This is a genomic window from Streptomyces sp. NPDC059080, assembly GCF_042739975.1.
GTDB lineage: Bacteria > Actinomycetota > Actinomycetes > Streptomycetales > Streptomycetaceae > Streptomyces > Streptomyces benahoarensis.
In genome coordinates this window covers 21,166-46,961 of the sequence record NZ_JBHYGX010000012.1, presented here as the reverse complement: position 1 = coordinate 46,961, position 25,796 = coordinate 21,166, and the positions used below count along the sequence as shown (strand labels likewise).

The window sequence follows — 25,796 nt, the reverse complement described above, 5'->3', positions numbered from 1 at the left end:
GTTCTCCCGGTGGGGTGGTGCGGTCAGTTGAGCGGGCCGCCGGCGACGTACATGACCTGGCCGGAGACGAACCCGGCCGCGTCGCCGGTGAAGAAGGCGATGGCGTTGGCGATGTCCGCCGGTTCGCCGACGCGCCGCACCGGGATCTGGGTGGCGGCCGCCGCCTGGAAGTCCTCGAAGCCCATGCCGACGCGTTCGGCGGTGGCGGCGGTCATGTCGGTGGCGATGAAGCCGGGGGCGACGGCGTTGGCGGTGATGCCGAACTTCCCGAGCTCGATGGCGAGGGTCTTGGTGAAGCCCTGGAGACCGGCCTTGGCGGCGGAGTAGTTGGCCTGGCCGCGGTTGCCGAGCGCGGAGCTGGAGGAGAGGTTGACGACGCGGCCGAACCCGGCGTCCACCATGTGCTTCTGGCAGGCGCGCGCCATCAGGAACGCGCCCCGCAGGTGGACGTTCATGACGGTGTCCCAGTCGGTGTCGCTCATCTTGAACAGCAGGTTGTCGCGGAGGACACCGGCGTTGTTGACGAGGACGGTGGGCGCGCCCAGTTCGGCGGCGACCCGCTCCACTGCCGCCTCGACCTGTCCGGCGTCCGAGACGTCGCAGCCCACGGCGAGGGCCCGGCCACCGGCCGCGGTGATGGTGTCGACGGTGTCCTTGCAGGCCGCCTCGTCGAGGTCGAGTACGGCGACGGCGCGGCCCTCGGCGGCCAGCCGGACGGCGGTGGCGGCGCCGATGCCGCGGGCCGCGCCCGTCACGATGGCGACGCGCTGCTCGGTGGTGGACATGCGGGTTCTCCCTAGCCTCGAAACCAGCCTCGACAAGCGGTGCGCCACACCGTTCCCGTAGTGAGCAACCGCTTAGTATCTCCAGCACCGGTGACGCTAGAAGCCCGGCCATCCCCTGTCAACGCCCATCGCCGCGCCGTTACGCAGCTCACCCGCGCGCGGCCGCCCCCGGCATGCGGGAAGCCGGAGCGCGGCCCGTGGCCCCGCTCCGGCTTCCCGCTCCGTCCCTCTCGCGGCTCAGCGCACCAGCAGCTCCAGCAGCCGCCCGGCCTCACCGGTGGGATCGCAGGTCAGACCGGTGTGCACCGGGCCCGGCTGGACGACGGTGCTGCGCGGCGCGATGAGCCACCGGAAGCGGCGGCCGGCGTCGTCCCCCGCCGCCTGGCCTGCCTGCGCGCCACCGCGGCAGACGCCCTCGACGGCCCCCAGGGCGGCGCGTACGCCCTCCACATCGGCGGCCGGGTCGAGGGCGAGCAACCGTGCCTCGTCCAGATGGGTGCGGGCCTCGACGAAGCGGCGGGCGTGGCAGTAGACGATCACCCCGGCGTTGATCATCTCGCCGCGTTCGACGCGGGGCACCACCTTGAGGAGCGCGTACTCGAAGACATCGCGCCCGTTGTGCAGTCCGCTCACTTCACTGCCCTCCGCCGGGGCTTGCCGGTCAGCCACTCCGGCGCCCGGGACGGTCCGCCCGAGGTGCGTTCCCCCAGGGTGATGTGGTCGCCGATCACCTCGGCGCGGGCCAGCAGCGCCCGGACGTACGCGGCGCGCACCTCGTCCGGCGACGCGAAGCCGGGCTCGTCGACCAGCCACTCGTCGGGGACGTCCGCGGCGACCTCGGTGAGCAGGTCCTCGGTGATCTGCGGCGCGAACTCCGCGGCGGCCGCGGCGAGATCGGGCGCGAAGGTGGCCAGCACGTGGTCGGTCGCGTCGTACGGCTTGACCGCGGACTTCTCCGCGCCGGGCCAGTTGTGGTGCCAGATCATCGTGGCGCCGTGGTCGATCAGCCACAGCTTGCCGTGCCAGACCAGGAGGTTCGGGTTCCGCCAGGACCGGTCGACGTTGTTGATCAGCGCGTCGAACCACACCACGCGCCCCGCCTCGCGCGCGCCCACCTCGAACGCGAGCGGGTCGAAGCCGAGGGACCCGGGCAGGTAGTCCATCCCGAGGTTGAGCCCGCCGCTCGCCTTGAGCAGCTCCTGGACCTCCTGGTCGGGCTCGCTCAGGCCGATCACCGGGTCGAGCTGCATCCGCACCAGCTCCGGCACCCGCAACCCCAGCCGCCGCGCCAACCGCCCACAGATGATCTCCGCGATCAGCGTCTTCCGACCCTGCCCCGCACCAGTGAATTTCATGACATACGTGCCGAGATCGTCGGCTTCGACGATCCCTGGCAGCGATCCCCCCTCTCGCAGGGGTGTCACATATCGGGTCGCAATGACTTCTGTCAGCATTTCCCCAGGCTATACGGCCCTCTGGCCTTAGGAATCACGACGGACCGACAAGACCCTCCGACCCGGCGGTCCGCTCTGAATCCCCTGGGGAGAATCTGGGGAGTTTCGGCCGGCGAGCCGGTTCCTGCGCCCAGTTGGTGAGGGCCAGTGCGACCGCGGCGCGCTCGCGACGCTCTCTGCTTGTGGCCACGATGGTGCGCAGCTGCTCGGCGGCCTGGGGTATCCGGTCAGGGAGCTCCGGGGTTTTGAGCAGCTGGCCGACGGCAGGGGAATATGCATGGCCAGACGAATGGATGTTGATCAGTTCGTGGTCCGCAGCGTGTCGCGATCGGGCTTCGGGAGCCACCAGTTGGCGCTCGGGTGGCGGTGCCAGTGGTGGGTCCGGGCGTAGGTGTGGATGAGTTCCAGGGCTCGGTTGATGGCAGGGGGCGCGGTGGTGGTGTTCCAGACGGCGTGCCAGGCGTAGAGCGGGACGGGGTCGGTCAGGGGTCGGGCGGTGAGGCCGTCGGGGAGGTACGAGGTGGTGAGGCCGAAGGCCGGGTGGCGGAGCGCTTGGACGGCGGCCAGAGCGGAGGTGCGGCCGTGCCCGCGTATGCGTGTCGCCACCTTCAGGCCGAAGGCGGCAACGGCCTGGTCGACCCAGTCGCGCCACTCGGCGGACTCGTCCGCCGAGTGGACCAGGAGCGGGTGATCGACGAGGGCGGCGAAGGGAACCTCGTCCCAGTCGGCGAGGGGGTGGTCAGCGGGGACAATGACGCCGATGGGATCCAGCCCCACGGGCATGGTGGCGAGGGCGGCCCCGAGGGGACGACCGAGGCCGAAGGGGCGACCGAAGGCCAGGTCGAGGTCGCCGGTGAGCAGGCGGGGCAGTGCCGCGGCCATGCCGTGGCACTGGAGCACCTCGAACGGCAGGTCAGGGCTCTGGGTGCGCAGGTGGTGGATCAAGAGCGTGGAGGGCAGGCCCTCGGTGACGACATCGATGCGCAGGGGTGTGCACGTGTGGGTGATCTCGTCGACCAGGCGCTCGGCGTCGACGAGGAGGCGTCGGCCATGTTCGACGAAGGTCTCGCCGGCGGGTGTGAGAGCGACGTGGCGGCGGTCGCGGGTGAACAGCGGGACGCCGAGTCGCTTCTCCAGGTTCCTGATCTGGGCGGAGAGGGTCTGCTGGGCGATGGTGAGCCTGCTCGCGGCCCGGCCGAAGTGGAGTTCGTCGGCGAGGGTGACGGCGTAGCGCACTTGGCGCAGGTCGAGGTCCACATCCCCACCGTAACAGTCTGAGACTGTCACGTGTCCGATGAAGAGTGTTGGACCGGCGGCACGGTGTGGTCGTTGACTAGTGGCATGACAGGCGCCAGAAGGGCGCGAACCGAAGGAGTTGTCCGGCGTTCGGTCGCTATATCGAAGGCAGGTGATGTGGCGGGGCAGTGGCCGCGCACGCCTTCGGTCCCCTCGAAGTGCTGCGAGCGGTCGGGCCGCGTCGCCGCCGCACCTGGCACGGGTGTGGCAGGGCGGGCCTCTGCCCGGCCTCGCCGCCACACCACGCTCACCTCTGACTCATTCACCCGACGGGGCGCTTGGCATTCGCCGGCGCCCATGGAGAAGTCGCTGTATGTTCGCGAAACACGTTCAGGGCCGGATCTCCCGCCAGGCCCATGCCCGGGTGCCGGAGGGCACCTTCGAGGAGCACCACGGCCGTCAGGGGTTCGAGGGTGATGTCTCTCAGCTCTACCACGCCCACCCGACCACGGACTGGCTGCGGGTGGAGGGCCCGATCCGGCCACGGGGCATCCGGCTCACCGACGTTCCCGCCGCCGACGAGCACGACGACCGCGCCCTGCCGACGCCGCTGATGTTCAACGAGGACATCACGGTCTCGGTGTCGAAGCGGACGGCGCCGATGCCGTACTACTTCCGCAACACCGACGGCGACACCCTGTTGCTGGTCCAGTCGGGCAGCGGCGCCCTCGTCACCGACTACGGCACCCTCGCGTACGGGCCGCTGGAGTACCTCGTGATCCCGAGGGGCACCAACTACCGGGTCGTCCCCGACCTCGGCGCCGAGCAGCACGTCACCTACGTGGTGGAGACGCGGGAGCCGATCACGCTCCCCGAGCGGGGGCTGCTGGGGCACTTCCTGCCCTTCGACCGCGGTGTCCTCGACGTCCCCAGGCTCGACGCCGGCATCACCGCCCCCTCCGCGCAGAACCGGGCCGGCGAGTGGGAGGTGCTCGTCAAGCGCGCGGGCGAACTGTCGTCGATCTTCTACGCCTTCGACCCCGCCGACGTGGAAGGCTGGACCGGCACCCTGGCCCCCTTCCGCCTGCGTCTGGCGGACATCCGCCCGCTCGCCTGCGAACGCCTCGAAATGCCGCCGGTGGCGCACGCCACCTTCCAGGCCGGGCAGAACTGGTTCGTCACCATGGCCCCCCGGCCCACCCAGACCGCGGACGACGCGGACATGGCGCAGCCGGCCCATCGCAACGTCGACTACGACGAGCTGTTCGTCTTCCTCGGCACCGGCGACGGTGGCCAGGTCGGCCCGTCGGCAGGACTGGCGAGCGTCACACCAGCCGGTATGAACCACGGCCCCGACCAGGTCCGCCACGCCAACCCGCGCACCCGGCTGCCGTTCTACGTATGGAACGTCGACACCGTCCGCCCCCTGCGCTACACCGAAGCCTTCGAAACGGTCGAGATCCCCGACTTCGCCCGCCACGAGAGCTACCGCGGCTGACCCCAGCCGCCCCCCTGCCCGCGTCCCCTTCCCCCTGGCAAGGAGGAAGGGGACGCCACCGAGTTCTGGAGCACCATCCGTCATGAGTCGTGTCCTGGCCATCTCCGGCTCCCTGCGAGCCGCCTCCTACCACACCCAGCTCCTCAGCTGCCTGCAGCCGCTGGCCCCCGAAGGCATGCACATCGAACTGTTCCCGGGGCTGGGCGATCTGCCGCACTTCAGCGAGGACCTGGAGACGGATCCGCCTGCGCCCGTGCGGGAGCTGTGGCAAGCCATCGCAGACGCAGACGGTCTGATCATCGCCACCCCCGAATACAATGGTGCGATCCCCGGCGCGCTGAAGAACGCTCTCGACTGGGCATCGCGGCCCCGCGGCGCGAGTGTCCTGCCCGGACACGTCTCCATGGTCCTCTCGGCCTCGCCCGGCCTCTTCGGTGGTATCCGCGCCCAGGCCCAACTACGCGAGATGTTCGCCCTGCTCAACGTCTACGTCGTCGGCGGACCTCAGGTCGCCGTTCCCGCCGTCCACACCCGCCTCGACCCCACTGCCGAACCCGAGCAGCGCCTGACCGATCCGGTCACCCGCGCCATGCTCACCTCGCTTCTGCACGGCCTGGAAGAAGCCATCGACCACCAGGCCGGAGGCCGTCTGGTCAGGCCCCTGCACCACCTGCAGAGCCAGCGAGCCGTCTGACCAGCGGAGCTTTGCCGGACTCTGCCAGGATCGCGGGCTTCCGGCCGGCGACGCAGTAGCGGACCATCCCGCACGAGACGTCCGCCCCTTGCTTCTCGACCAGCCGGTGAAAGATCCGGGTGACCATGCACCGCTGCTTCCGCGGCGCATTCCAGATCCGATCGCAGGATCTCGTCGATCAGCTGCTTGAACGGATCCAGGGCGGAGGTCCGGGGCGGGAGCTCGTAGCGCGGCTCCGGCCAGGCCGACCGAGCCCAACGCTTTGCGCGCCGTCCGCCACGTCACGCCATTGCTTGCGCTAAAGCTCCCGCATCGGCAGGCCACCGCGATGGCCACGCCTGATCACCGCGTACCACTCGACCTTCGACATCCGCGGCATGACCAGCACCTTTCACCAGGAGCACCTCGACGCTGCCCTGGCAAGAATCCCGGTGCCTCCCAGGCGCCGGGGAACCAAACTGCGGTGCACTGCTGTAGCTGAAGGTCTCCTCGCGCCACCGGGGCAGCGGAGTCGGGTCGGCAACGCACTGGGTGACGGCGGCGAGCAGGGCGACGGGGGTATCCGTGCTAGCCGTTGCGTACCAGGCGGGCCGGTCGATGGACTCTCCCGCCCACAGCTGCCAGCGGGCGTCGCGGGTGGTCAATTCGGCTTCCGGGGCGAGGTGACCCTTGACGAACTCCATGCCGGCGAGCTCGTCCGGAGCGTGGAGTGCGAAGACGCCCCAGCGGGGGTGGTCGATTTTCCAGCCCTGTGAGAGGAGAGGGGCGACGGCCTGGAAAGGATCACGCTCTTCGGTTCCGGCGATCGGTCTGGCGAGGTAGGCGCCCGGTCCGCGCTCGTACGCCGTGGCGAGAGCGGTGGTGAAGGCGGTCACGAACCGTTGACTGAACTAACTCAGTTGTTTTCGCAGGTCAGATGGCCTTTCTGCTTGCTTCCGTGGATGCTTGAACGTGATCCCGAGAGGGAGTTAGAGGCCAAGCGGATAGGCGGAGCAATGCCGTGGCGAAAACGCAGTTCGCGTGCACACGTGCGTGCGAGCATGAGTCCATGTGGTCACGACTGCCATTCGGGGACGAGCTGCGGTCCGAGCTGGGCTCACCTCGTCGGGCTCGCCGACTGGGAAGCAGCCCGCGATCTCGCGTATGGCGGGCCGAACTGTCCGGCACACCCGTGGTGGTCAAGCAGCTCATCGACGCTCCAGAGGCGGCCGAGAGGTATGCCCGCGAAGTAGCGGCGCTGAAGCTCGCGTCCCGGGTTGACCCACCCGTGGTGCCGATGCTTCTTGGCACCGATCCGGACGAACGTGTCCTGGTCCTTGAGCACTTGGATCACCAGCCGCCCCACGAGGGCTGGGTGGTTGACTACGCCACCGCACTGGCCCGACTCCATGCGGCCACCAGCACCGACGACACAGGCACACTCCCCGCCTGGTCCGGCCCAACCCAAGGCGACATCGACTCCTTCCTCGGACTTGCCTGGACGCTCGGCGTCGCGGTTCCGACCGGAGTCCGAACCGAGCTGGACGACCTCGTAAACCGCCTGGCCGCCACACAGGGCCATGCCCTGCTGCATGGCGACCCCTGCCCCGGCAACGACATGCACACCAGCAGCGGGGTCAGGTTCATCGACTTTGAGCAGGCCGCGCTGGGCAACGGACTCGTGGAACTCGCCTACCTGCGCATCGGTTTCCCGACCTGCTGGTGCGTCACGGCCCCAGCACAGCCCCTGCTGCATGCAGCAGAGACCGCCTATCGCGCGACCTGGTGCGACGCGACGCGCACCGATGCCCAAGATGATCTCACCGATGCATGTGCTGCCTGGCTGCTACGAGGCGACGCACTGGTCCAGCGAGCCGAACGTGGAACCGTCGACCACTTGGCCGAGATTCCGAACCGGGACTGGAAATGGGGCACCGCAACGGCCCGGCAGCGACTCGTCCACCGTCTCGGAATCGTCAGCCAGATGACCGCTGACGGCAGTGAGCTCAACGGCCTGGGACAACTCGCCGCGGCCATCAAGGGAGCCATGCTCACCCGATGGCCCGCGCTTCAACCACTGCCCCTGCAAAGGCCGTAAGGGCGCCAGCCCGCAACTTGGCCTACGACGTGGCCTCGAACCACAAACCATAGAGTTGCGATGCTCTGTGATCACTGGGGAGACCTGTGCCCGCGCTGCCCTCATGGCTGACCGAACCCCTCTGGGACCAATTCGCGGTCCTGCTGCCCGAGCGGCCGGAGTTCCACCCGGACCATCCGCTTGGCTGCCACCGCCGACGCATCAGCGACCGGGTCATCTTCGACAAGATGCTGCAGCTGCTGCGCTTCGGCTGTTCTTACGAGGCGATCGCCGACACAACCTGCTCGGCCACCACGATCCGAAGCCGCCGCGACGAGTGGATACGACAGGGCGTCTTCGCCCGGCTCAAGTAGATCGCGCTGGACTCCTACGACCGGATCGTCGGCCTCGTCCTCGACCAGATAGCCGTCGACGGCTCCATCACCAACGCTCCCGGAGGCGGCGAGGTGGCCGGGCGTTCCCCGGTCGACCGCGGCAAACAGGGCCTGAAACGCTCGGGCATGACGGACGGATACGGCATTCCCCTGGGTCGTGTCCTGGCCGGCGCCAACCGCCACGACTCCCCGCTCCTCGCCCTAACCCTAGACCGCCTGAACGACCTGGGCCCGCTGCGACGACATCACCGTGCACCTGGACGCCGGCTACGACTCGGACAAGACCCGCACTCTGCTCCACGAACGCGGCCTGCACGGCCGCATCGCGCACAAGGGCGAGAAGGCGCGATCCGTGGGGACGTCGGGCACCTGGACCAAGTCAGGACCTGGTTCGGCCGACCCCTATGGGACATGGAGCCCGCCGACGCCGACGCGTACTTCGGGAAGGTGCTGCGTGGTTCGCCGAGCGGTACCCGGCTGGCCCGGTCGCAGGCGCTGACGACGTACTTCATGTTCTTGGAGCTGCGGCACAAGGTCGAACTCCACCGGATGACCGGCCGGGTCGTCGAGTGCCCGATCGACGAGATGAACCGACCGCGCGGGGCCAAGGACGCCCAGCTACGGATCCCGCCGACCGAGCCGGAGGTCGGAACCCTGTTCGCAGACTGGGGCGGCGACCTGGCCACCTGCCGCAAGTTCGCCCCTACCGCCAGGAACTACACCGCCTCGAAGCTGATGTCCCAGGTCGGCCTACGGGTGAGCGAGGCATGCAAGCTCGACTTGGCCGACATCAAGTGGGACCTGGGCCGCTTCGGCAAGCTCCATGTCCGCCACGGCAAGGGCGCCCGCGGCTCGGGCCCACGCGAGCGGATGGTGCCGCTGATCAACGGCGCCGACCGCACGCTGCGGTGGTTCATTGAGGATGTCCGGGGCCAGTTCGACGACGACCACACCCGCCCTGGCGCCCCTCTGTTCCCCTCCGAGCGCAAGAACACCGATGGCTCGGCGCGCCGGGTTGGCGACGACGCCTTGCGTAACGGACTCGACAACGCGGTCGAGGCTCATCTTCCGAGGTGGACGAACAAGTTGACGCCGCATGTCCTGCGGCATTTCTGCGCGTCCCAGCTCTATGGAAACGGGCTGGACCTGCTCGCAATTCAGGAGGTTCTGGGGCATTCCTGGATCGCCACGACGATGCGATACGTCAACCCTCGGGAATTGCATCAGACGGGCGAGAAGTCGCAGGTCACCAGCTTGCGGCGGGGGCTCGACGGCCTCCAGCGCTACCGCGAACTGGCAGCCTGAGCAGGCATGTTGCCGAGGTGATCCCGCTTGATGCATGATCTGCTCTCCAGAAGGGAGGGTCTGGAGTGGTGCATAAGCAGAAGGTGGCCCTGGCGGGGTCCGCCCGTATGGAGCTCGTCTCCGGGGTGGTCCAGTTGCGTCCCGAGGACGCGATGTTCGATGCGATGCTGCGGGGCTGGCGAGCTCAGCAGAAGTCGCGCGGGCTGAAGGACGAGACGATCGCCCCCAGGGAACGGCTGGTCCGCCGCTTCCTTGAGTTCGCGAACGACTACCCGTGGCAGTGGACGCCGGCCCACCTGGACGAGTGGTCGGCATCATTGACGAGCGAGAAACATCTGGCGCCGTCCACGATCCGCAGCTACCAGGGCACGGTTCGACTGTTCACCGACCTCCTCATCGACGCCCGATACGGCTGGGGCCCGGCATGCGAAGAAGCGTTCGGCACCTTTCCGGTGGCGATCTGTCACGAGTGGAATACCCTCCCTCACCTGCAGAATTACGAAGGCGATCCGGAGGCGAGGCCGTTCTCCAGGGAAGAGCTGCAGCGTTTCCTCGACTATGCGGACGACCAGGTCGTTCGCGCCGTGAAGTCGAAGCGCAAGGGGGCCCTCGCCGCCTACCGGGACGCCACACTTTTCAAGGTCATCTACGGGTGGGGGCTTCGGCGGACCGAGACGTCCAAGCTCGATGTGGTCGACTTCGGACGGAACCCGCAGGCCCGGCAGTTCGGCCGGTACGGCACGCTCAACGTCCGTTACGGCAAGGCGAAGAAGGGCCAACAGCCGCGGCGGCGGAACGTGCTGTCGGTGATGGACTGGGCCGTCGAAGCTGTCGCCGACTACGTCGAGAACGTCCGGCCCCGCTTCGGGTTTCCCGACCACCCGGCCCTGTGGATCACCGAGCGTGGGGGCCGCTTGCAGCCCGGGTCGATCAACGACCGTTTCGAGGCATACCGGGATGCCCTGGGGCTGCACAAAGAGTTGACCCCGCACGGACTTCGCCATTCGTACGTCACGCATCTGACCGAGGACGGGGTGGACCGGCGGTTCATCCAGCAGCAGGTTGGCCATGAGTGCGACAGTTCCCTGGCCATCTACACGCACGTCAGCGACGACTTCATGAACACTTCCCTGCACAAGGCACTGGCGCCGGCATTCGCCGGGGCCTGACAGGAGGGATCCGGAGATGGCCGCCAAGCTCGACTACCACTGGCACCTGCGCAAAGTTATGGCCGACCGCGGGATGTTCTCCACCACCGACCTCATCCCTCCGCTCGCCGAACGCGGCATCAGCCTGTCGTCGAGCCAGGTCTACCGGCTCGTCGTCGAGCGACCGGAGCGGCTGAGCCTGAAGATCCTCATGGCCTTGCTCGACATCCTCGACTGCACCATGGACGACGTCATCGAGCCCATCGCGACCGCCGGGGCTGTGAAGAAGCCGAAGAAGGCAGCCGTCGGCGGCGGCACGGCATCCGGTTCGGAAGGACTCGGCGGGCTGCGGCCAAAGCGGGCCCGGATCAAGGGGTCGACCGGGCATGACCACCGCTGACCATCTTGCCCGTGCCGTCGCGGACCCGATCGGTCTGATCGTCGAGCTCGTCGTCGACGTTGAGAAGGAACTCGACACCGAGACCATCCGGGCCGTGGGCACCGCGGTCGCGGGCGGCCGCGCGAAGTCACGGCGCCTGGCGGAAGCCCTGGCGATGCGGCCCGCCGTTCTGACCGACGGCCGGTCCCCAGCGCCCCGAGCCATCGGTGACCTGCTCATCGAGCTCCGCAAGGCCGGCACCTCAGCGGTCGCGGCGCCGGTCTGCGTCGAGTGCGGCAAGCACCTGCGAACCTTCCAGCGCCAGGGCCAGGACTGGTACTGCTCGGTCTGCGGACAGGAGACCGCTGAATGCACGGCCTGCGGGAACGTCCGGCGTGTCGGCTTCCGGGACCGCAAGGGCCTGCCTCGCTGCAAGATGTGTCCCGACACCGACGACCGTGATCCCGTCACGGTCGTCCACGAACTGATCACCATGATCGCCCCTGGCGGCGACCACGAGGTGATCGCCGAAGCCCTCCGTCGCACGGCACCCCACCGTCCCCACTATCGGCAGCGACTGGTCTGGGCCCTGGAAGAGAACCCCCGACTGCTGACCGGGGAGGGCCATCTGTCGCCGCACCGCGCCATCCTCAAGTTCATCGACCTTCTGCTTGAGGCAGGCGTCGCCGGGATCGTCCGGCCCGCCTGCCCCCGCTGCCGCCGGGTGGTCCGCATCGACAAGCCGCTGGATGGGCAGCGGGTCTGCCGCAACTGCATCGCCAAGTCCCGCATCGAAGAATGCGTACGCTGCGGAGCCCGGCGCGAGCCAGCCATCCGCGACGCCGAGGGGCGGCCGCTGTGTCCGAATTGCCTGGTCACCGACCCGACGAACGTCGAGGTCTGCATCGGCTGCGGCAAACGCCGACGAGTACAGAACCGCACCTCCGCCGGCCCTCTCTGCCCCAACTGTTGCCCCCTGCCCATCCTGGTCTGCTCCATCTGCGGTCGCACCGCAGATGGCACCCACTCCCGTCTGACCGGTCTGCCCCGTTACGGCGGCTGCGACAGACGTCAAGCACGCTGCACCTCCTGCGGGAGGCTCCGGAACATCCACTCCGGCACCGCCGAAGCCCCCATCTGCGGCCCCTGCACCGCGCCGGACGCCGAGCTCTGGCGCCCTTGTCCCACCTGCGGGGAAGCAGAACGACTGCGATCCTCTGGTCCGTGCCCTCGCTGCACGCTCAGGCAGCGGCTCCACGAGCTCCTCGCCAACGGCTCGGGCTTCATACCCCCGAAGCTTCAAGCCCTCCATGAGGCCCTGGCCAGCACCGAACGAGCCTCCACCGCACTGCGCTGGCTCTCCGGCGGCATCGTCTCCACCGTCCTGTCCGACCTCGGTTCCGGCAACCGCCCCCTCACCCACGAAGCCCTGGACGAACTCCCCGAAGGCAAGGTCGTCGAACACATCCGCAGCGTCCTCGTCGCCAGCGCCGCCCTGCCCAAGCGGGACGAGCAGATGGTCCGTCTCGAACGACACGTCAAGGACCTTGTCTCCTCCCATGCGACGGCCGAGGGACGGAAAATCCTGCACCGGTACGCGACTTGGCACCTCCTGCGCCGGCTTCGCCGTCGCAGCCGCGGCAAGGAGACCACGTACTACCAGCTTCAGGTCGCGCGGCAGCACCTGCGGGCGGGCGTCTACCTCCTGAACTGGCTCGAAGGCCAGAACTTGACCCTTGCCACCTGCCAGCAGGCCGACCTCGAACGCTGGACGACCAGCGACGACGCCTGTCTTCGCCAGGAGGCAGGCCACTTCGTGCGCTGGGCCCTGGCCCAGAAGATCGCCCGCGATCTCACCTTCCCGGCCGAGCGATGGAACGGCCCCTCCCAGCCGATGGACGACGAGGCCCGCTGGGCCACCGCCCGACGCCTGCTGCACGACGACGCCCTCAAGCCCGAAGACCGCCTCGCCGGCCTGCTGTTGCTCCTCTATGCCCAGTCGCCCGCTGCGATCTCCCGTCTCACCGTCGACCACATCGAGGAGACGGACGGAGGCGTCCGCATCCGTCTCGGCGCCGTCCCGGTCGAGCTGCCCGCACCCGTCGCTGAACTGGCCCTCCAACAGGTCGAGGTTCGCCGCAGCCATGCCGTCCTCGGCCGGACAGACTCGCCCTGGCTCTTCCCCGGTGGCCAGCCCGGCCGCCCGATCAGCGCCTGGGCCATGGGCGAACGGCTGCGCAAACTCGGCATCCGGCTCGCGGAAGCACGCTCAACTGCGTTGTTCCAGCTCGCCACCGAGCTGCCCGCCGCGGTCCTCGCCTGCACCCTCGGCATCGACATCACCGTCGCCGTCAAATGGCAGCGAGCCGCCGCCGGCGACTGGGCCACCTACGCCGCCGACGTCGCCAATCGGCGCCCGCAACCACCCCGTTCAGAAGGGCCATGATGACCAGCAGTCCGAAGGCATCGTCGAACGCGGACGAGCACGGCAGTCCCGAATTCCCGCAGCTCGAACAGGCGATCATCCTCATCACCGGCATCCAGGCTTCTGGAAAATCGACGGTCGCGCAGGCACTGGCCGAGCGGCTGCCGCGCTCCGTGCACGTGCGCGGCGACCAGTTCCGCCGCATGGTGGTCAACGGCCGCGCCGACATGACCTCCGCCCCCAGTGACGAGGCCATCCGCCAGTTGCGGTTCCGTCACCAGATGACCGCACACACCAGCGACGACTACTTCCGAGCCGGCTTCACCGTGGTCGCACAAGACGTCATCCTCGGCGAGCACCTCGCCCAGACCGTCGCGCAGATCCACAGCACTCCGCTGCTGGTCGTCGTCCTCGCGCCGGAACCCGACACCGTCCTGCAGCGCGAGGCCGTCAGAACCAAGAACGCCTACGACACGCTGACCGTCCACATGCTCGACAAGACCCTTCGCGAGGAGACCGCACACCTCGGCCTCTGGATCGACACGTCGTTTCAGACTCCCGCCGAGACTGTGGACGAGATCCTTGCACGCGCCTGGACCGAGGCCCGCATCGGGGAGCCAACAGCTTGATCCAGCAGGCATTCCGGGAGTTCCAATACCCGACTGCACCGTTACCGGTCGACCGGGACGAGGTGATCGAACACGTTCGAGCACACCATGCCCGCCGGACCAACGCCGCGGAGCGGGTTCCCCCGCCTCCAGCGGCCGGTTACAACCCTGAATCCCTCAACAACCTCTTCGGGACTGCCTGGTGACACTTGCAGAGACGATGTCCGTCGCGACGCATGTCGCACCTCCCACGTCCCTGAGCCTGGCCGGGGAAGCCTTGAGGGCCGTCGCCCTGCGTTTCCCGCCCAGACCTGCCGAGGACAAATGGGCGGCCACGGCAGACACGCAGGCCGACATCCTGACTCGTCTGCAGCAGCCTCCCTTGCGGCCGGCGGACGTGAGGCACCACCGAGCCCGGACCCGCGGAGCTCGCCAGATCTTGCAGTGGCTGGGCACCTTCCCGGGGGCCACTTGGCAGCAGCGGTGGAACGCCAGCCCCGCCAGCACGCCTCCTGGCAACGACTGGGCGCGGCTGGCACCCGGCTGGATCGGAACCGCCGCCGGCCCCTCGCAACGGCAGACCTTGTCCGGCGGGCTGCTGAGTCTGATCTGCGCAGACGTCATCAGGCCGGCCCTCCCCTGGCTGCTTTCGCGAACCTCGGCCAACATGACCAGCCTTCGGATCGGGCTCATCCCTACCCGTGACCCGGAAGGATTCGCCCAGCTTGAGGCGGTGATCGAACCTGCCACGTGGTCCTCCAACGTCGGGCGCCATGCCCTGCACGCCCTGGTCAAGATCGTTGCCGCCAAGGGCGGCACCTTGGCCGACATCACCGTCGGCGACGGTGTGGAGTATCTCGCCGCGCTCAAAGCAGCGAACGACAGATCCACCGGCTACACCCTCTTCTATGCCTGGCTAAAGGAGTTGGGCACCCTCCCTGCAGAAGCACCCAGCTCGCTGCGCTACCTGGCCAACACCAGCGGGCAGGTGTCGATGGAACAGCTCATCGACCGCTTCGGCGTCCGCTGCCGCCCCATCAGAGATCTTTTGGTGGACTACCTCAAAGAGCGGCAGCCCGGTCTCGACTACACGTCCCTGAACAATTTGTCCCGGCACTTGGCCAGCAACTTCTGGGGCGACCTGGAACAGCATCATCCGGGAATCGATTCCCTCCACCTGGCACCCGAGGTGAGCGCGGCCTGGAAGCAGAGATGCCGGACCCGCATCGAACGGCGCCGCCAGCCAGACGGCACAGTGCGTGAAGTGGTGACCGCGCGCGTCAACATCGCCAGCATCATGATCTCTGTCCGGGCGTTCTATCTCGACATCGCCCAGTGGGCCATCGACGAGCCAGCGCGCTGGGGGCCGTGGGCGGTGCCGAGCCCGATCAAGGACGCAGATGTCGCCGTCGTGAAGGACAACAAGCGGCGCAAAGCCCGGATGGACCACCGGACGCGGGAACGGCTCCCAGCTCTGCCGGCCGTCGCCCGAGCGGCTTCATCATGCCTGAACGAGGCCAAAGCCCGACTCCAGACCCTGATGGACACCTCACCAGGCGACCAATTCACCTTCGCGGGCGACACCTTCACGCGAGCAGCGAAGGACGGAACGACCTGGGCAGTGAACATGACCACCGGCCGGCGCATCGACCTGGGCCTCGCGGAGAGCCGCGCGTTCTGGGCCTGGGCAATGGTCGAGTTTCTTCAGCACACCGGAGTTCGCATCGAGGAAATGCTGGAGGCCAGCCATCACAGCCTGATCCAATACAGGCTGCCCACGACCGGCGAGATTGTCCCCCTCCTGCAGATTGCGCCCTCCAAAACTGACGAGGAACGTGTCATCCTGGTCAGTCCAGAACTCGCCGACGTACTGAGCGCGATCATCGCCCGTATTCGCGAACCGCGCACCGGTGCCGTCCCCTACGTCTCCAGCTATGACATGGCTGAGAAGACCTGGAACCCCCAGATGCCACTGCTCTTCCAGTGGCGCCGCAGTGGCGAGAGCTCCCGCCTCTCACCCAAGTTCCTGCGCGAAGCCCTCCAGGAAGTACTGGCGTCCACGAATCTCACCGACTCGGCCGGGCAGCCCTTGGATTTCTCGCCCCATGACTTCCGGCGGATCTTCATCACCGACGCCATCCGCAGCGGCCTTCCCCCGCACATCGCGCAGGTCATCGCGGGGCACACCAACATCAACACAACCATGGGATACAACGCCATCTACCCCAGCGAGGCGATCGAGGCCCGTCGAGCGTTCATCGCACGACGCCGAGCACTACGTCCCAGCGAGGAGTACCGAACCCCGACCAACGAGGAATGGGACGCCTTCCTCGGGCACTTCGAGCGACGCAAACTCTCGATCGGAATCTGCGCTCGCGCATTCGGCACTCCCTGCATCCACGAACACGCGTGCATTCGATGCTCCATGCTCCGGCCGGATCCGGCTCAGAGACACCGTCTCGTCGAGATTCGCGACAACCTGATTGCCCGAATCACCGAAGCCGAACAGGAGGGATGGCTCGGTGAGATCGAGGGACTGCAAGTCAGCCTGGCCAGCGCAGAGGAGAAGATCACCCAGCTTGACGCAGAGCAGGTCCGTCAACACCAAGTGATCGATCTCGGCATGCCCAGCTTCAGCCAGATCGCGACACGGATCAGTACGGCAGGAGGGCCATCAAGTTTAACCAACTGACCAAACTCAGGAGCAATCGGTGGACGTCAGCTACTTCGATGCCCACGGGCACGCTCCGCTGCGCGTGGCCCTGCTGCTGGTCGCGGTGGAGCATCCTGCTCACCGCACTGGCGGGCAGCGCGCGGATCATGCAGTTGCGCGCGACCGCCCGCAAGCACTGCCGGGCCGACCACAGGGCTGTGAAGGCCGGAGCCACGGACTCGTCGAAGGCCCGGCGGTAGCCCGGACTACCGGGAGCCCGCCACAGGCTGCCGCTTGTAGAAGGACTCCTCCAGGTAGGCGGCCTCGTGCGGCTGGTAGGGCTCCTCCAAGTAGGCGGCCTCGTCTTCGTCGAGTTCGACGTCCACCGCGGCGACCGCGTCGGCCAGCTGGGCCGGCTTGGTGACCCCGACGATGGGCGAGGTCACCGCCGGGTTGCGCATGACCCAGGCCAGGGCGACCTGGGCCGGGGACAGACCCCGCTTGCCCGCGATCTCGTGGACACGCTCGGCCACCGACTGGTCCTCGTCGCGGTAGAGGATCTTGCCGCCCGGGTCGGTCTCGGCACGCGCCGTGGCGGTGTCCCGGGCCCGCGTCAGCCTGCCCCGCGCCAGCGGGCTCCACGGGATCACGCCGATGCCCTGGTCGGCGCAGAGCGGGATCATCTCCCGCTCTGCTTCCCGGTGGATGAGGTTGTAGTGGTCCTGCATCGACACGAACCGGGTCCAGCCGTTCAGATCAGCCAGGTACAGGGCCTTGGCGAACTGCCAGGCGTACATGGAAGAGGCTCCGATGTAGCGGACCTTCCCGGACTTGACCGCGTCGTGCAGCGCCTCGAGGGTTTCCTCGATCGGAGTGTCGTAGTCCCAGCGGTGGATCTGGTACAGGTCGATGTAGTCGGTCCCCAGTCGCTTCAGGGAGGCATCGAGCTCGGCGAAGATCGCTTTGCGGGACAGCCCCGCGCCGTTCGGGCCGGGGCGCATCCGCATCCAGACCTTGGTGGAGAGAACAACCTCCTCGCGCCGGGTGAAGTCCTTGACCGCCTGACCGACAATCTCCTCGCTGCTTCCGGCGCTGTACCCATTGGCCGTGTCGAGGAAGTTGACGCCGCCCTCGAGGGCCTGCTTGATGATGTCCCGGCTGGCGTCCGCGCCCAGCGACCAGGGCTCGCCGCCCCGGTCCGGCTCGCCGAAGCTCATACAGCCGAGGGTGATGGCGGAGACTTCCAGTCCGGTCGTTCCGAGTTTGATGTATCGCATGCTTCCGAACCTAGGAGTTGGAGTGCGCTCTCACGCAAATACGTCTCGGTCCGGAATTCGGAGGCGTGTGGCATGTGCGCCCTGTCTGATTTCGACCGTTTCGGCCAGACATACCAGAGAACCCAGTGGTAGCGAGTAACAAACCGGGCGGCGGTATCGCGGCGCTCGCGACGGCGCCCCTACCCGCGGCATCTCTTAGTTCAGAGAAAGTCCGAACCCGTAACTCCGGCAGGTCAGCGGGCTGACGTCCCCCAGCATCAGATCCCGCAAGTAGACACTGACCGGCTCGACCTCGCAGCCGTCAGCATCCACTACGACGAACGGAAGGTCGGGCGTCGCCCCGTGACCACAGCGCCGACCTCGGGAACCGAGCGCTTCCCCGTCATCAGGGCACCTCTCACGTCCTCCACCACACCACACCCCTGAAAAGACCCAGACGATCCGCCTGGGCCACGACTGGGACATGGTGCAGTTAACAGGTCTATGGCTGCTGGGCACGGCATGGGAGAAGGCGACGGAGGCCGAAGTCGCAGTCCTTCCGGGATGGCTTCGGTCGGCCCGCAATCCCCAGCGTCAGCGGCGCTCGCCCCAGAGCAGCGCGGCGGTAGCCGTGAATATCCCTACAGGCAAGGCGAGTCTCGGCCCGGGGTACGCACCCCGAACGATCAACCATGCGTTGTCGGTCGTCAGCGGGTTCTACGAGTTCCACGGGCATCAAGGCCGAGGACCGGTCGTGAACCCAGTCCCGGCCTCGCCACAGCGCCGGCGGGTGCTCGGCCACCGCAGCCCCCTGGAACCCGCGCCCGTACTGGGCAGGGCCCGGCTTCGGCAGAAGGTCGCCGACCGGCCGCCGCGGTCCATCCCGGACCTGCTCTGGGACGAGCTGTTCGCCGCCATGGGCTGCGAGCGCGACCGGGCTCTGCTCGACTTCTACGTCTCCAGCGGCGCAAGGGCGGAAGAACTCCTCGGGGTGGGCCTGGAGGACATCGACTGGTCCGGCCAGAAGATCTACGTCATCTCCAAGGGCACCCGCGCCCGCGAGGCGGTGCCCGCTTCCCCGGCAGCGTTCCAGAGGCTGGCCAGCTACCTTGATCAGCGCGGCACTCCTCCACCAGGCGAGCCGGTCTGGCGGACCCGGCACGGACGGAACCGGCCACTGAGCTACTGGGCGATGCGACGAGTCATCCAGCGGGCCAACGCCAAGCTCGGGACGGACTGGTCGCTGCACGACATGCGGCACACCGCCGCCTACCGCATGGCCAACGGCGGCACGCTCAAGCGGGAAGAGGTCCAGGCCGTACTTCGGCACGCAAACATCCAGACCACCAACCGGTACCTGACCGTCCGCGTCGAGGCACTCTTCGACGTGATGGCCGCGCACTACGCCAAGCCGCGCACACCCACCCACTACGCGGTCGGCTACGACCCGTCCGACATCGCGGCGGTGTTCGGTACCTGAGATGACGACCTCCCTGCCGGCCACGGGCCGCACGCATCGACACGAGTACGCCGACAAGGAACTGAGCTTTCCCAGCCGCTTCGTCTCCGGCTCCCTGGATGCGGCACCCGCGGTCGCGGCCACCCTCCCTCGGCCTCACGGGGATCTGAGCACGGCGTCCGCGCAGAGCATCGCTGAAGTCGTACGCGACATCGGAGAGATGTCCGCCAACACCCTCAGCAAGCGGGTCCAGGTGACACGGACGATGCTCGACTACCTGAGTTCCTTCCGGGAGCCACCTGGCAAGAACGCTGGGACGCCTGCCCGATCGCGCCCGGCGGCGTCAACTCCAGCGACCTCGGCCAGGAGCTCGGCTTCGGCCGGGATCTGAACACCGGCAGCTGGGATCGATGTTCTGGCGCAAGGTCGAGCAGATCAACCCCGCCCAAGCCGACCTGCGCCTCACCTCGGAGACCTATGCAGCCTGGCGCCAAGCGATCACCGTCCGGGACGACGGCAAGCCCCGCCGGCGACAGGACGACATCATCATCACCGTCCGCAGCCTCTACCTCGACCTGCACACCTGGGCCGCGCAGGAACCCGAACGATGGGCCCGCTGGGTCGTCCCCTGCCCCATCCCGCCCGGAGAACTACGAGGTCTGGGCAAGCGCCGGCGCCGCCACGATGAGCGCACGGCTGACCGAACCCGCCGGCGCCAGCCTCTTCTGCCGGTCCTCGCCGAGCACGTCCAGAACCGCTACGACCACGCCCGCAGACTGCTGGAACAGGCGACGAGCACACCTGATGGCGTCAGCTTCGTCTTGGACGGCAGGACCTACCGGCGGACCGTGACCGAGTCCGACCGAAAGATCGCACGCCACGAAACTCCGCCCATCAAGGTCACCGACGATGCAACCGGCCGGCTCATCCACATCACGACCGATGAGGAGACGGCGTTCTGGGACTGGGCCAGCATCGAGGTGCTGCGGCACTCCGGCATCCGTATCGAGGAGTTGTGCGAGCTCAGCCACCTCAGCATCCGGCAATACCAGCGCCCCAGCGGCGAAGTCGTCGGCCTGCTGGTCATCGCACCGTCCAAGACGGACCGCGAGCGCGTCATCCCCATGTCGCCCGAGCTGTTCCACGTTATCGCCTGCCTCATCCGCCGCCACACCCGCGACGGACAACCGATCCCGCTGGTCAGCCGCTACGACCCGCACGACAAACTCTGGAGCACACCTTTGCCGTTTCTGTTCCAGCGCCGCATCGGTGCGAACCGCGGGGTGATCGGCACCAACACCATCCTTAACCTCGCGCTTTCACGAGGCGGCCTGTCCATAGGCTGATCAGAAACACGGAAAGTACCCTTGACCTGCAACGATAGGACGTGCTGAGGGCCCTGTTGACACCGCCGCCCAGCTGGCCCTGGCCCAGCTCCCGAAGAAGTACCGGCGCGGGCGGCAGACCCTGATCCGCACCGCAGCGCGAAAACGGTCCACCGACTTCGTCGGCGGACCGTCACGAAACTTCGAGGCTAAAGGACCTTGGCCAGGAATGCCTTGATGCGGTCGTTGTCGTTGGCCGGCGAGAAGAACTCCTCGGGCGGCAGGTCCGCGGCGATCCGGCCGCCGTCGATGAATACGACGCGGTCGGCAACCTTCCGCGCGAATCCCATCTCGTGTGTGACCACGACCATGGTCATGCCGTCCTTGGCCAGACCGCTCATGACCTCGAGGACGTCGTGGACTACCTCAGGATCCAGCGCGGACGTGGGTTCATCAAAGAGCATCAGCTGCGGGTCCATGGCCACAGCCCGTGCGATGGCGACGCGCTGCTTCTGGCCTCCAGAGAGCCGGTTGGGGAAGACGTCCGCCCGGTGGCTCATGCCGACCCGTCCGAGCAAGGCGCGGCCGCGCTTCTCGGCCTCCTCGCGGCTGCGCCCGAGCACATTCATCTGCGGCAGCACGACGTTGCGCAGCGCGGTCATGTGCGGGAACAGGTTGAACTGCTGGAAGACCATACCCATACGGGCACGCAGCTGGTTGAGGTTGGACTGCGTCGCACTGAGCTCGTCGCCGGCGAAGACGACACGCCCCGTAGTCGGCGTCTCAAGCAGGTTCAGGCAGCGCAGGAAGGTCGACTTGCCGCCGCCGCTGGGGCCGATGACGGCGACGACCTGGCCCGGCTCGACGGTGAAGTCGATGCCGCGCAGCACCTCGTGGTCGCCATACGCCTTGGTGATGCCGTGGGTTTCCAGGAGTGCCATCAGACATACACCGCCATCTTCTTCTCGATCGCCTGGGTCGCGGATCCGATGAGGTTGGTCAGGACGTAGTAGAGGAGGCCGATGAACAGGTAGACGGTCAGCGCGTCGAACGTGCGGGAGATGATCGTCTGGCCGACGAGGAAGAGTTCACCGATGGTGATGAAGGAGACCAGCGCGGAGTTCTTGGTCAGCGACACGAACTCGTTGCCCAGCGGGGGCAGCATTCGCAGGAACGCCTGGGGGACGACGACATAGCGCATGGCCGCACCGTGGGACATGCCGCAAGAACGGGCGGCCTCGATCTGGCCGCGGTCCACCGCCTGCACGGCGCCGCGGAAGATCTCGGTGACGTAGGAGCCGCTGTAGAGGCCGAGGGCGAACACGCCGGCGACCATGGGTGGCAGTTGCAGTCCGAGCTGGGGCAGGCCGAAGTAGATGAAGAACAGCTGGACGACAAACGGGGTGCCGCGGATCACGGAGACGTAGGCGTTGCCCAGCCAGCGCACCGGAAGGATCTTGCTGAGCTTGGCGAGGCCGCCGAGCATGCCGAGGGTCAGGCTGAGGCAGAGCGACAGCAGAATGACCATGATGCTGACCAGAAGGCCGTGCCAGATCTGATCCCAGGAGTCCACGATCGTCGCGGGGTTGAGGAGCGGGTGGTCCTTCTGGGCCTTGGCGCCACCCTTGGCAGCGAACCACTTGCCGGTCAGCTTCGCGTACGAGCCATCGGTCTTCATGTCCTTGAGCGCGGAGTCGAACGCGGTGGTCACCGCGGAATCCGACTTCGGGAACGCGTATCCGTAGTTCTCGCCGGTCAACCGCTTGCCGACCTGCTTCAGGCCGCCTTGCTGGGCGATGAAGTATCGACCGCCTGGCGCGCCGGTGACGACGGCGTCGGCCTGGCCGAGCTTCACGGAGGAGAACATCTGCTCGTTGGTCTGCACGGTCACGAGCTGGGCGCGGGGCTGGTGCTCCTTGAGCCACTCCACAGACTTGGTGCCGACCTGCACCGCGACCTTCTTACCGGCCAGGTCGTTCAGCGTGTGCACCGAGTTGTTGTGGTCGGAGACAAACATCGCAAGGCCGCCGGGGTAGTAGACATCCGTGAAGTCCACGACCTTGGCCCGCTCGTCACTGATGTAGATCGCCGAGGCGCCGACGTCAATCTGGTGGGCCTGCAGCGCCGGGACGATGTTGCCGAACGGCATCTGCGTGAACGTGACCTTCCTGATGCCCACACGCTTGGCCAGTTCCCGGACCAACTCGACGTCGAAGCCGATCTTGCCGCCCTTGGCGTCGGTGAACTCGAAGGGCGGGAACGTCGCGTCGGTACCCACTCGCAGGGTCGCCTGGCCGGAGCGGAGACGGTCGAGCTTCTGGGTACCCTCCTTCTGAGCCTCCTTGCCCCCCTGATCGGCGGCGGCGGGCAAGGCGCCGACCAGCAGAAGAACGGACGAGAGGAGCCCGGCCAGGACGGCCATGACCCTTCGTCCTATGGGTGCTCTTACCATGTTCAACTCCATTGGACCTGTATGCGGGACGGATCTACGGGTGCTGCGACTCTTCCGGTTTGCCGCGAGCCAGGTGGGCGCACGGGCGTTCGGGACGTGCTGGTCTCTGTTGGGGCCGGTCCGTACGCGGCGCCCGGTGGGCTGCCGCCGGGATGTGGGACTGCTGGGTCAGCCGGCGGCGACGGCGTCCGGACCGGTGGGCGCGGTGGCGCGGCTCCGGGCGCGGTGGGAGCCGACGGTGAGGGTGTGGACGAGCCGGGCGGCGAGCCCGGCGGTGCGGTAGTCAATGTCGTAGGCCGGGTTCAGTTCGACGACGTCCACCAGCGTGAGTTTCGGGCTGGCGGCGACCACCTTGCAGATCTCGACGATGACGGTCGGTGGTACGCCGACCGAGGCGGGCGCACTGACGCCGGGGGCGGACGCGGCGGGTAGCACATCGAGGTCAATGCTCAGGTGCAGGACGTCGACAGAGTCGACGAAGTGCGCCACGAAGGCGAGCACGTCGGAAAGATGGCGCTCCTGGCACTCTTCGTCCGTCCGGTACACCACGTTCAGGGCATTCGCGGCGTCGAAGAGGGCGGCAGTGTTGCTCGGCTCGCTGATGCCCACCACCGCGTACGTGAAGGGCGCGCCGCGGTCGGCCTCAAGGCCGGCAATCTGCCGGAAGGGGGTGCCGGAGGTGGCGCGTGATGCCTCGCGCAGATCGAAGTGCGCGTCGAGGTTGAGGATCCCGAGCCGCCGCCCGTCCAGGGCACCGCTGTTGGCGAGCCCCTGGTAGGAGCCGTACGCGGTCTCGTGACCGCCGCCCAGCACCAGTGGGGTATGTCCGGCGCGGACCAGGGAGGAGACGGCGGCGGCGAGCCGGTCGTGGCCGTCCTCCAGATCGTCTCCCACGACCATGACGTCACCCGCGTCGTGGACGACGATACCGGCGTCCAGGGCCTTGGAGGCCAGGGCCCGGCGGATCTCCCCCGGGCCGTCGGCAGCGCCCTGGCGGCCTCCGTTGCGGCGCACCCCTTCATCGCTGCGGAAGCCGATCACGGCCGCGCCTGGGGTGGTGGCGTCGTCCGCGTTGACCGCGGAATGCCAGCGTCTGTGCGCCGGGCCGATACCGTCGACACGGCCGGCCCAAGCGGGGCGGGCGGTCACGTCGGGGGTTGCGACCGTGGCTGACACGTTGGCGGAAGTCGTCTCCATGGCCCATTCGTTGGCTGAGGGCGCAACCGTGGCGGTGCTGGGGTGCGTGTTCATGGTGTGCAGTCCGAACTCATGACGGTGATGTGATGCAGGGCAGGACGCTGGATCGCGTCAGCCGGTGGCGTGCGGCGCGGGCACGCAGCGGGAACCGGCGCGGGGCGTGGGCAGGTCGGGCGTCATGACTGGAGTTCGTCGAAGCGACTGATGTCCTGAGCCGCGGCGTGGGTAAGGGTGAGCAGCGTCTGATGGTTGCGGCGCACCCGGAATTCGGGCGCCATGGTGCTGACGGTTCCGGTCACCTGGCCGAGCCGGTCGAAGACGGGCACGCTGACGCCCCAGACGCCCTCGTCGACGGCCCCGGTGCTCACGGCGTACCCGCGGTCGCGGACGCGTTTGAGTTCCAGTTGGAGCGCCGCGACGCGTTCGGCGGTGAGCCGGTGGGCCTCGCTGACCGCGGCGACGCGCTCGTCGGGAAGGTGGGCGAGTATCGCCTGCGCGCTGGCTCCGAAGGTCAGCGGCTTGGTCAGGCCCGGGGAGAAGCTGCACTTGATCACCCGCGACCCCTCGGCGGCCTCGACGCACAGCACGTGATGGCCACTGGGGACGAGGAGGGCAGCCAGCTCCTGGGTGTCGGCGGCCAGCCGGGTCAGTCGGCGCTTCACCTCGCCGCCGCTGAGCGTCTCGCGACGGTAGTTCTCGGCCATCTGTACGGCGAGAGAGCCGGCGCAGTACCGGCCGCGGGTGCGGGTGGGACTGACGAGGCCGAGCTGCACGAGATGGTTCAAGTGCCGGTAGACCGCGCTGATGGGAATCGCGGTACACCGAGACAGATCCTGGGCGGTCACCGTCGTCTGCTCGGCAAGCGCGACCAAGATCGCGCCGGTGCGGTGGCCCGGTCCCTGAGCGGTCTTTCTCGATGTCACCTGCCGAACATTAGTGCTGCGTTTCAGCCACGCAAGGGCCTTCCACCCACTGGACGGGAATTTCCCTGTCGATCAGTGGGAAGTACCCGCACCCTCATGAGGCTTGTACCCCATTTCATCTTAATTTGCGTCTAAGTATCAGAGATTAAAACGCGCCAACCTCGGCGACGATATGCATTCAGGACCTGAACAGGCCGAATGCGAACCGGTTTCGGGTCGCCACCCGCCTCTTCCGCGAACTGATTGCTGGAGGCCGCCGCGCTGACCGAACGCGGGCCTTCACCGCGCAGGAGAGCCGCCTGCTCCCGGCGCCGTCACGGGCCCGGGGTGACCGGCGCGCAGCGGCGTCGTTGAGCACGACATCGCGTGCATGAACATCCGACCCCCGCGGATACGCGAGCGAGGCGGGAGCCCCAGGTGCGGGGGCGGGCGCGGGGGGTTGCGATGCTGCGGGGCTGTGCGCGGGGGTGGGAGGTGTCGCGGCGCCCGGCGTACCCCCGGGCGGCCTCGGCGAGCGCCCACTCGTCGCGGGCGGACAGGGTGAGCAG

The 25,796-nt window shown here is 67.9% G+C and carries 22 protein-coding genes and 3 pseudogenes; 15 read left to right on the top strand and 10 right to left on the bottom strand.

The annotated features are described in order from the left end of the window. Positions 1-23 precede the first annotated feature (23 nt). The 4 genes from fabG to ACFWWQ_RS12680 form a co-directional block, all read right to left on the bottom strand. Complete coding sequence (gene fabG / locus ACFWWQ_RS12695) at positions 24-785, bottom strand: 3-oxoacyl-ACP reductase FabG (protein WP_384594517.1); 762 nt, start codon at positions 783-785, stop codon at positions 24-26. 237 nt (positions 786-1,022) lie between these two features. Further along, on the bottom strand, positions 1,023-1,418 hold the full coding sequence (locus ACFWWQ_RS12690; protein WP_384594514.1) for a DUF3037 domain-containing protein: 396 nt from the start codon (positions 1,416-1,418) through the stop codon (positions 1,023-1,025). Beyond that, positions 1,415-2,239, bottom strand: coding sequence for a HipA family kinase (locus ACFWWQ_RS12685; RefSeq protein ID WP_384594511.1), 825 nt, complete (start codon positions 2,237-2,239; stop codon positions 1,415-1,417). Before ACFWWQ_RS12685 ends, ACFWWQ_RS12690 begins: the two co-directional genes overlap by 4 nt. Positions 2,240-2,539: 300 nt before the next feature. Continuing rightward, the gene (locus ACFWWQ_RS12680; protein ID WP_384594508.1) at positions 2,540-3,496 is read right to left on the bottom strand and encodes a LysR family transcriptional regulator; all 957 of its coding nucleotides are present in this window, start codon (positions 3,494-3,496) and stop codon (positions 2,540-2,542) included. 352 nt (positions 3,497-3,848) lie between these two features. Here ACFWWQ_RS12680 and ACFWWQ_RS12675 point away from each other — a divergent pair, with 352 nt between their 5' ends. Together ACFWWQ_RS12675 and ACFWWQ_RS12670 are read left to right on the top strand one after the other, a co-directional pair. Then, positions 3,849-4,973, top strand: coding sequence for a homogentisate 1,2-dioxygenase (locus tag ACFWWQ_RS12675; RefSeq protein WP_384594505.1), 1,125 nt, complete (start codon positions 3,849-3,851; stop codon positions 4,971-4,973). Positions 4,974-5,055: 82 nt separating this feature from the next. Next, the gene (locus ACFWWQ_RS12670; protein ID WP_384594502.1) at positions 5,056-5,667 is read left to right on the top strand and encodes an NADPH-dependent FMN reductase; all 612 of its coding nucleotides are present in this window, start codon (positions 5,056-5,058) and stop codon (positions 5,665-5,667) included. A gap of 473 nt (positions 5,668-6,140) precedes the next feature. Here ACFWWQ_RS12670 and ACFWWQ_RS12665 read toward each other — a convergent pair. Beyond that, positions 6,141-6,545: pseudogene (locus ACFWWQ_RS12665) on the bottom strand (DUF317 domain-containing protein); the annotation flags it as partial. Positions 6,546-6,715: 170 nt separating this feature from the next. Between ACFWWQ_RS12665 and ACFWWQ_RS12660 the strand changes: the two are divergent. The 9 genes and pseudogenes from ACFWWQ_RS12660 to ACFWWQ_RS12620 all read left to right on the top strand — a co-directional run bounded on the left by ACFWWQ_RS12660 (position 6,716) and on the right by ACFWWQ_RS12620 (position 16,896). Next, the gene (locus ACFWWQ_RS12660) at positions 6,716-7,744 is read left to right on the top strand and encodes a phosphotransferase (RefSeq protein WP_384594499.1); all 1,029 of its coding nucleotides are present in this window, start codon (positions 6,716-6,718) and stop codon (positions 7,742-7,744) included. 86 nt (positions 7,745-7,830) lie between these two features. Then, positions 7,831-8,476: pseudogene (locus ACFWWQ_RS12655) on the top strand (IS5 family transposase); the annotation flags it as partial. Positions 8,477-8,529: 53 nt separating this feature from the next. Continuing rightward, complete coding sequence (locus ACFWWQ_RS12650; protein WP_384594496.1) at positions 8,530-9,423, top strand: tyrosine-type recombinase/integrase; 894 nt, start codon at positions 8,530-8,532, stop codon at positions 9,421-9,423. Positions 9,424-9,488: 65 nt separating this feature from the next. Next, entirely contained in the window at positions 9,489-10,592 is a 1,104-nt protein-coding gene (locus ACFWWQ_RS12645) for a tyrosine-type recombinase/integrase (protein ID WP_384594493.1), read from the top strand. 16 nt (positions 10,593-10,608) lie between these two features. Then, a complete protein-coding gene (locus tag ACFWWQ_RS12640) occupies positions 10,609-10,971 on the top strand; it encodes a helix-turn-helix domain-containing protein (protein ID WP_384594490.1) in 363 nt (120 codons plus the stop codon). Beyond that, positions 10,958-13,396, top strand: coding sequence for a site-specific integrase (locus ACFWWQ_RS12635; RefSeq protein ID WP_384594487.1), 2,439 nt, complete (start codon positions 10,958-10,960; stop codon positions 13,394-13,396). The genes ACFWWQ_RS12640 and ACFWWQ_RS12635 overlap by 14 nt, the downstream gene beginning before the upstream one ends. Further along, positions 13,396-14,004, top strand: a complete 609-nt coding sequence (locus ACFWWQ_RS12630) for an AAA family ATPase (protein WP_384594484.1) — start codon at positions 13,396-13,398, stop codon at positions 14,002-14,004. The genes ACFWWQ_RS12635 and ACFWWQ_RS12630 overlap by 1 nt, the downstream gene beginning before the upstream one ends. Positions 14,005-14,422: 418 nt before the next feature. Next, positions 14,423-16,675, top strand: a complete 2,253-nt coding sequence (locus ACFWWQ_RS12625) for a tyrosine-type recombinase/integrase (protein ID WP_384594481.1) — start codon at positions 14,423-14,425, stop codon at positions 16,673-16,675. A 38-nt stretch (positions 16,676-16,713) separates the two neighbouring features. Next, positions 16,714-16,896 carry a hypothetical protein gene (locus ACFWWQ_RS12620; RefSeq protein WP_384594478.1) on the top strand — a complete coding sequence of 61 codons (183 nt, stop codon included), beginning with the start codon at positions 16,714-16,716 and terminating at the stop codon, positions 16,894-16,896. A gap of 6 nt (positions 16,897-16,902) precedes the next feature. On the opposite strand, the gene ACFWWQ_RS12615 is transcribed toward ACFWWQ_RS12620, so the two are convergent. Continuing rightward, positions 16,903-17,913 carry an aldo/keto reductase gene (locus tag ACFWWQ_RS12615; RefSeq protein ID WP_384594475.1) on the bottom strand — a complete coding sequence of 337 codons (1,011 nt, stop codon included), beginning with the start codon at positions 17,911-17,913 and terminating at the stop codon, positions 16,903-16,905. 733 nt (positions 17,914-18,646) lie between these two features. Here ACFWWQ_RS12615 and ACFWWQ_RS12610 point away from each other — a divergent pair. The 4 genes and pseudogenes from ACFWWQ_RS12610 to ACFWWQ_RS12595 form a co-directional block, all read left to right on the top strand. Next, a complete protein-coding gene (locus ACFWWQ_RS12610; RefSeq protein ID WP_384594472.1) occupies positions 18,647-19,372 on the top strand; it encodes a tyrosine-type recombinase/integrase in 726 nt (241 codons plus the stop codon). 1 nt (position 19,373) lies between these two features. After that, the gene (locus tag ACFWWQ_RS12605; protein WP_384594469.1) at positions 19,374-19,742 is read left to right on the top strand and encodes a hypothetical protein; all 369 of its coding nucleotides are present in this window, start codon (positions 19,374-19,376) and stop codon (positions 19,740-19,742) included. A 19-nt stretch (positions 19,743-19,761) separates the two neighbouring features. After that, on the top strand, positions 19,762-20,697 hold the full coding sequence (locus tag ACFWWQ_RS12600) for a hypothetical protein (RefSeq protein WP_384594466.1): 936 nt from the start codon (positions 19,762-19,764) through the stop codon (positions 20,695-20,697). A gap of 61 nt (positions 20,698-20,758) precedes the next feature. Next, positions 20,759-20,911, top strand: a pseudogene (locus ACFWWQ_RS12595) (IS1380 family transposase); the annotation flags it as partial. On the opposite strand, the gene ACFWWQ_RS12590 reads toward ACFWWQ_RS12595, so the two are convergent. From ACFWWQ_RS12590 to ACFWWQ_RS12575, 4 genes are all read right to left on the bottom strand, one after another. Next, the gene (locus ACFWWQ_RS12590) at positions 20,886-21,617 is read right to left on the bottom strand and encodes an amino acid ABC transporter ATP-binding protein (protein ID WP_143943544.1); all 732 of its coding nucleotides are present in this window, start codon (positions 21,615-21,617) and stop codon (positions 20,886-20,888) included. The pseudogene ACFWWQ_RS12595 and the gene ACFWWQ_RS12590 overlap by 26 nt on opposite strands. Next, positions 21,617-23,128, bottom strand: a complete 1,512-nt coding sequence (locus ACFWWQ_RS12585) for an ABC transporter substrate-binding protein/permease (RefSeq protein ID WP_384594462.1) — start codon at positions 23,126-23,128, stop codon at positions 21,617-21,619. Before ACFWWQ_RS12585 ends, ACFWWQ_RS12590 begins: the two co-directional genes overlap by 1 nt. 168 nt (positions 23,129-23,296) lie before the next feature. Next, positions 23,297-24,325, bottom strand: coding sequence for a formimidoylglutamase (hutG, locus tag ACFWWQ_RS12580; protein WP_384594459.1), 1,029 nt, complete (start codon positions 24,323-24,325; stop codon positions 23,297-23,299). A 176-nt stretch (positions 24,326-24,501) separates the two neighbouring features. Next, positions 24,502-25,248: an IclR family transcriptional regulator gene (locus ACFWWQ_RS12575; RefSeq protein WP_384594456.1), complete on the bottom strand. Its 747-nt coding sequence runs from the start codon at positions 25,246-25,248 to the stop codon at positions 24,502-24,504. Positions 25,249-25,796: the final 548 nt, after the last annotated feature.

Excerpts from the sequence above, each read along its gene's own strand:
- ACFWWQ_RS12585 (WP_384594462.1), bottom strand. The coding sequence starts at position 23,128 with ATGGTAAGAGCACCCATAGGACGAAGGGTCATGGCCGTCCTGGCCGGG.
- ACFWWQ_RS12670 (WP_384594502.1), top strand. The coding sequence starts at position 5,056 with ATGAGTCGTGTCCTGGCCATCTCCGGCTCCCTGCGAGCCGCCTCCTAC.
- ACFWWQ_RS12650 (WP_384594496.1), top strand. The coding sequence starts at position 8,530 with ATGGAGCCCGCCGACGCCGACGCGTACTTCGGGAAGGTGCTGCGTGGT.
- ACFWWQ_RS12640 (WP_384594490.1), top strand. The coding sequence starts at position 10,609 with ATGGCCGCCAAGCTCGACTACCACTGGCACCTGCGCAAAGTTATGGCC.
- ACFWWQ_RS12685 (WP_384594511.1), bottom strand. The coding sequence starts at position 2,239 with ATGCTGACAGAAGTCATTGCGACCCGATATGTGACACCCCTGCGAGAG.
- ACFWWQ_RS12660 (WP_384594499.1), top strand. The coding sequence starts at position 6,716 with ATGTGGTCACGACTGCCATTCGGGGACGAGCTGCGGTCCGAGCTGGGC.
- ACFWWQ_RS12590 (WP_143943544.1), bottom strand. The coding sequence starts at position 21,617 with ATGGCACTCCTGGAAACCCACGGCATCACCAAGGCGTATGGCGACCAC.
- ACFWWQ_RS12630 (WP_384594484.1), top strand. The coding sequence starts at position 13,396 with ATGACCAGCAGTCCGAAGGCATCGTCGAACGCGGACGAGCACGGCAGT.
- ACFWWQ_RS12615 (WP_384594475.1), bottom strand. The coding sequence starts at position 17,913 with ATGCGATACATCAAACTCGGAACGACCGGACTGGAAGTCTCCGCCATC.
- ACFWWQ_RS12620 (WP_384594478.1), top strand. The coding sequence starts at position 16,714 with ATGCCCACGGGCACGCTCCGCTGCGCGTGGCCCTGCTGCTGGTCGCGG.
- ACFWWQ_RS12675 (WP_384594505.1), top strand. The coding sequence starts at position 3,849 with ATGTTCGCGAAACACGTTCAGGGCCGGATCTCCCGCCAGGCCCATGCC.
- ACFWWQ_RS12600 (WP_384594466.1), top strand. The coding sequence starts at position 19,762 with ATGTTCTGGCGCAAGGTCGAGCAGATCAACCCCGCCCAAGCCGACCTG.
- ACFWWQ_RS12605 (WP_384594469.1), top strand. The coding sequence starts at position 19,374 with ATGACGACCTCCCTGCCGGCCACGGGCCGCACGCATCGACACGAGTAC.
- hutG (WP_384594459.1), bottom strand. The coding sequence starts at position 24,325 with ATGGAGACGACTTCCGCCAACGTGTCAGCCACGGTCGCAACCCCCGAC.
- ACFWWQ_RS12635 (WP_384594487.1), top strand. The coding sequence starts at position 10,958 with ATGACCACCGCTGACCATCTTGCCCGTGCCGTCGCGGACCCGATCGGT.
- fabG (WP_384594517.1), bottom strand. The coding sequence starts at position 785 with ATGTCCACCACCGAGCAGCGCGTCGCCATCGTGACGGGCGCGGCCCGC.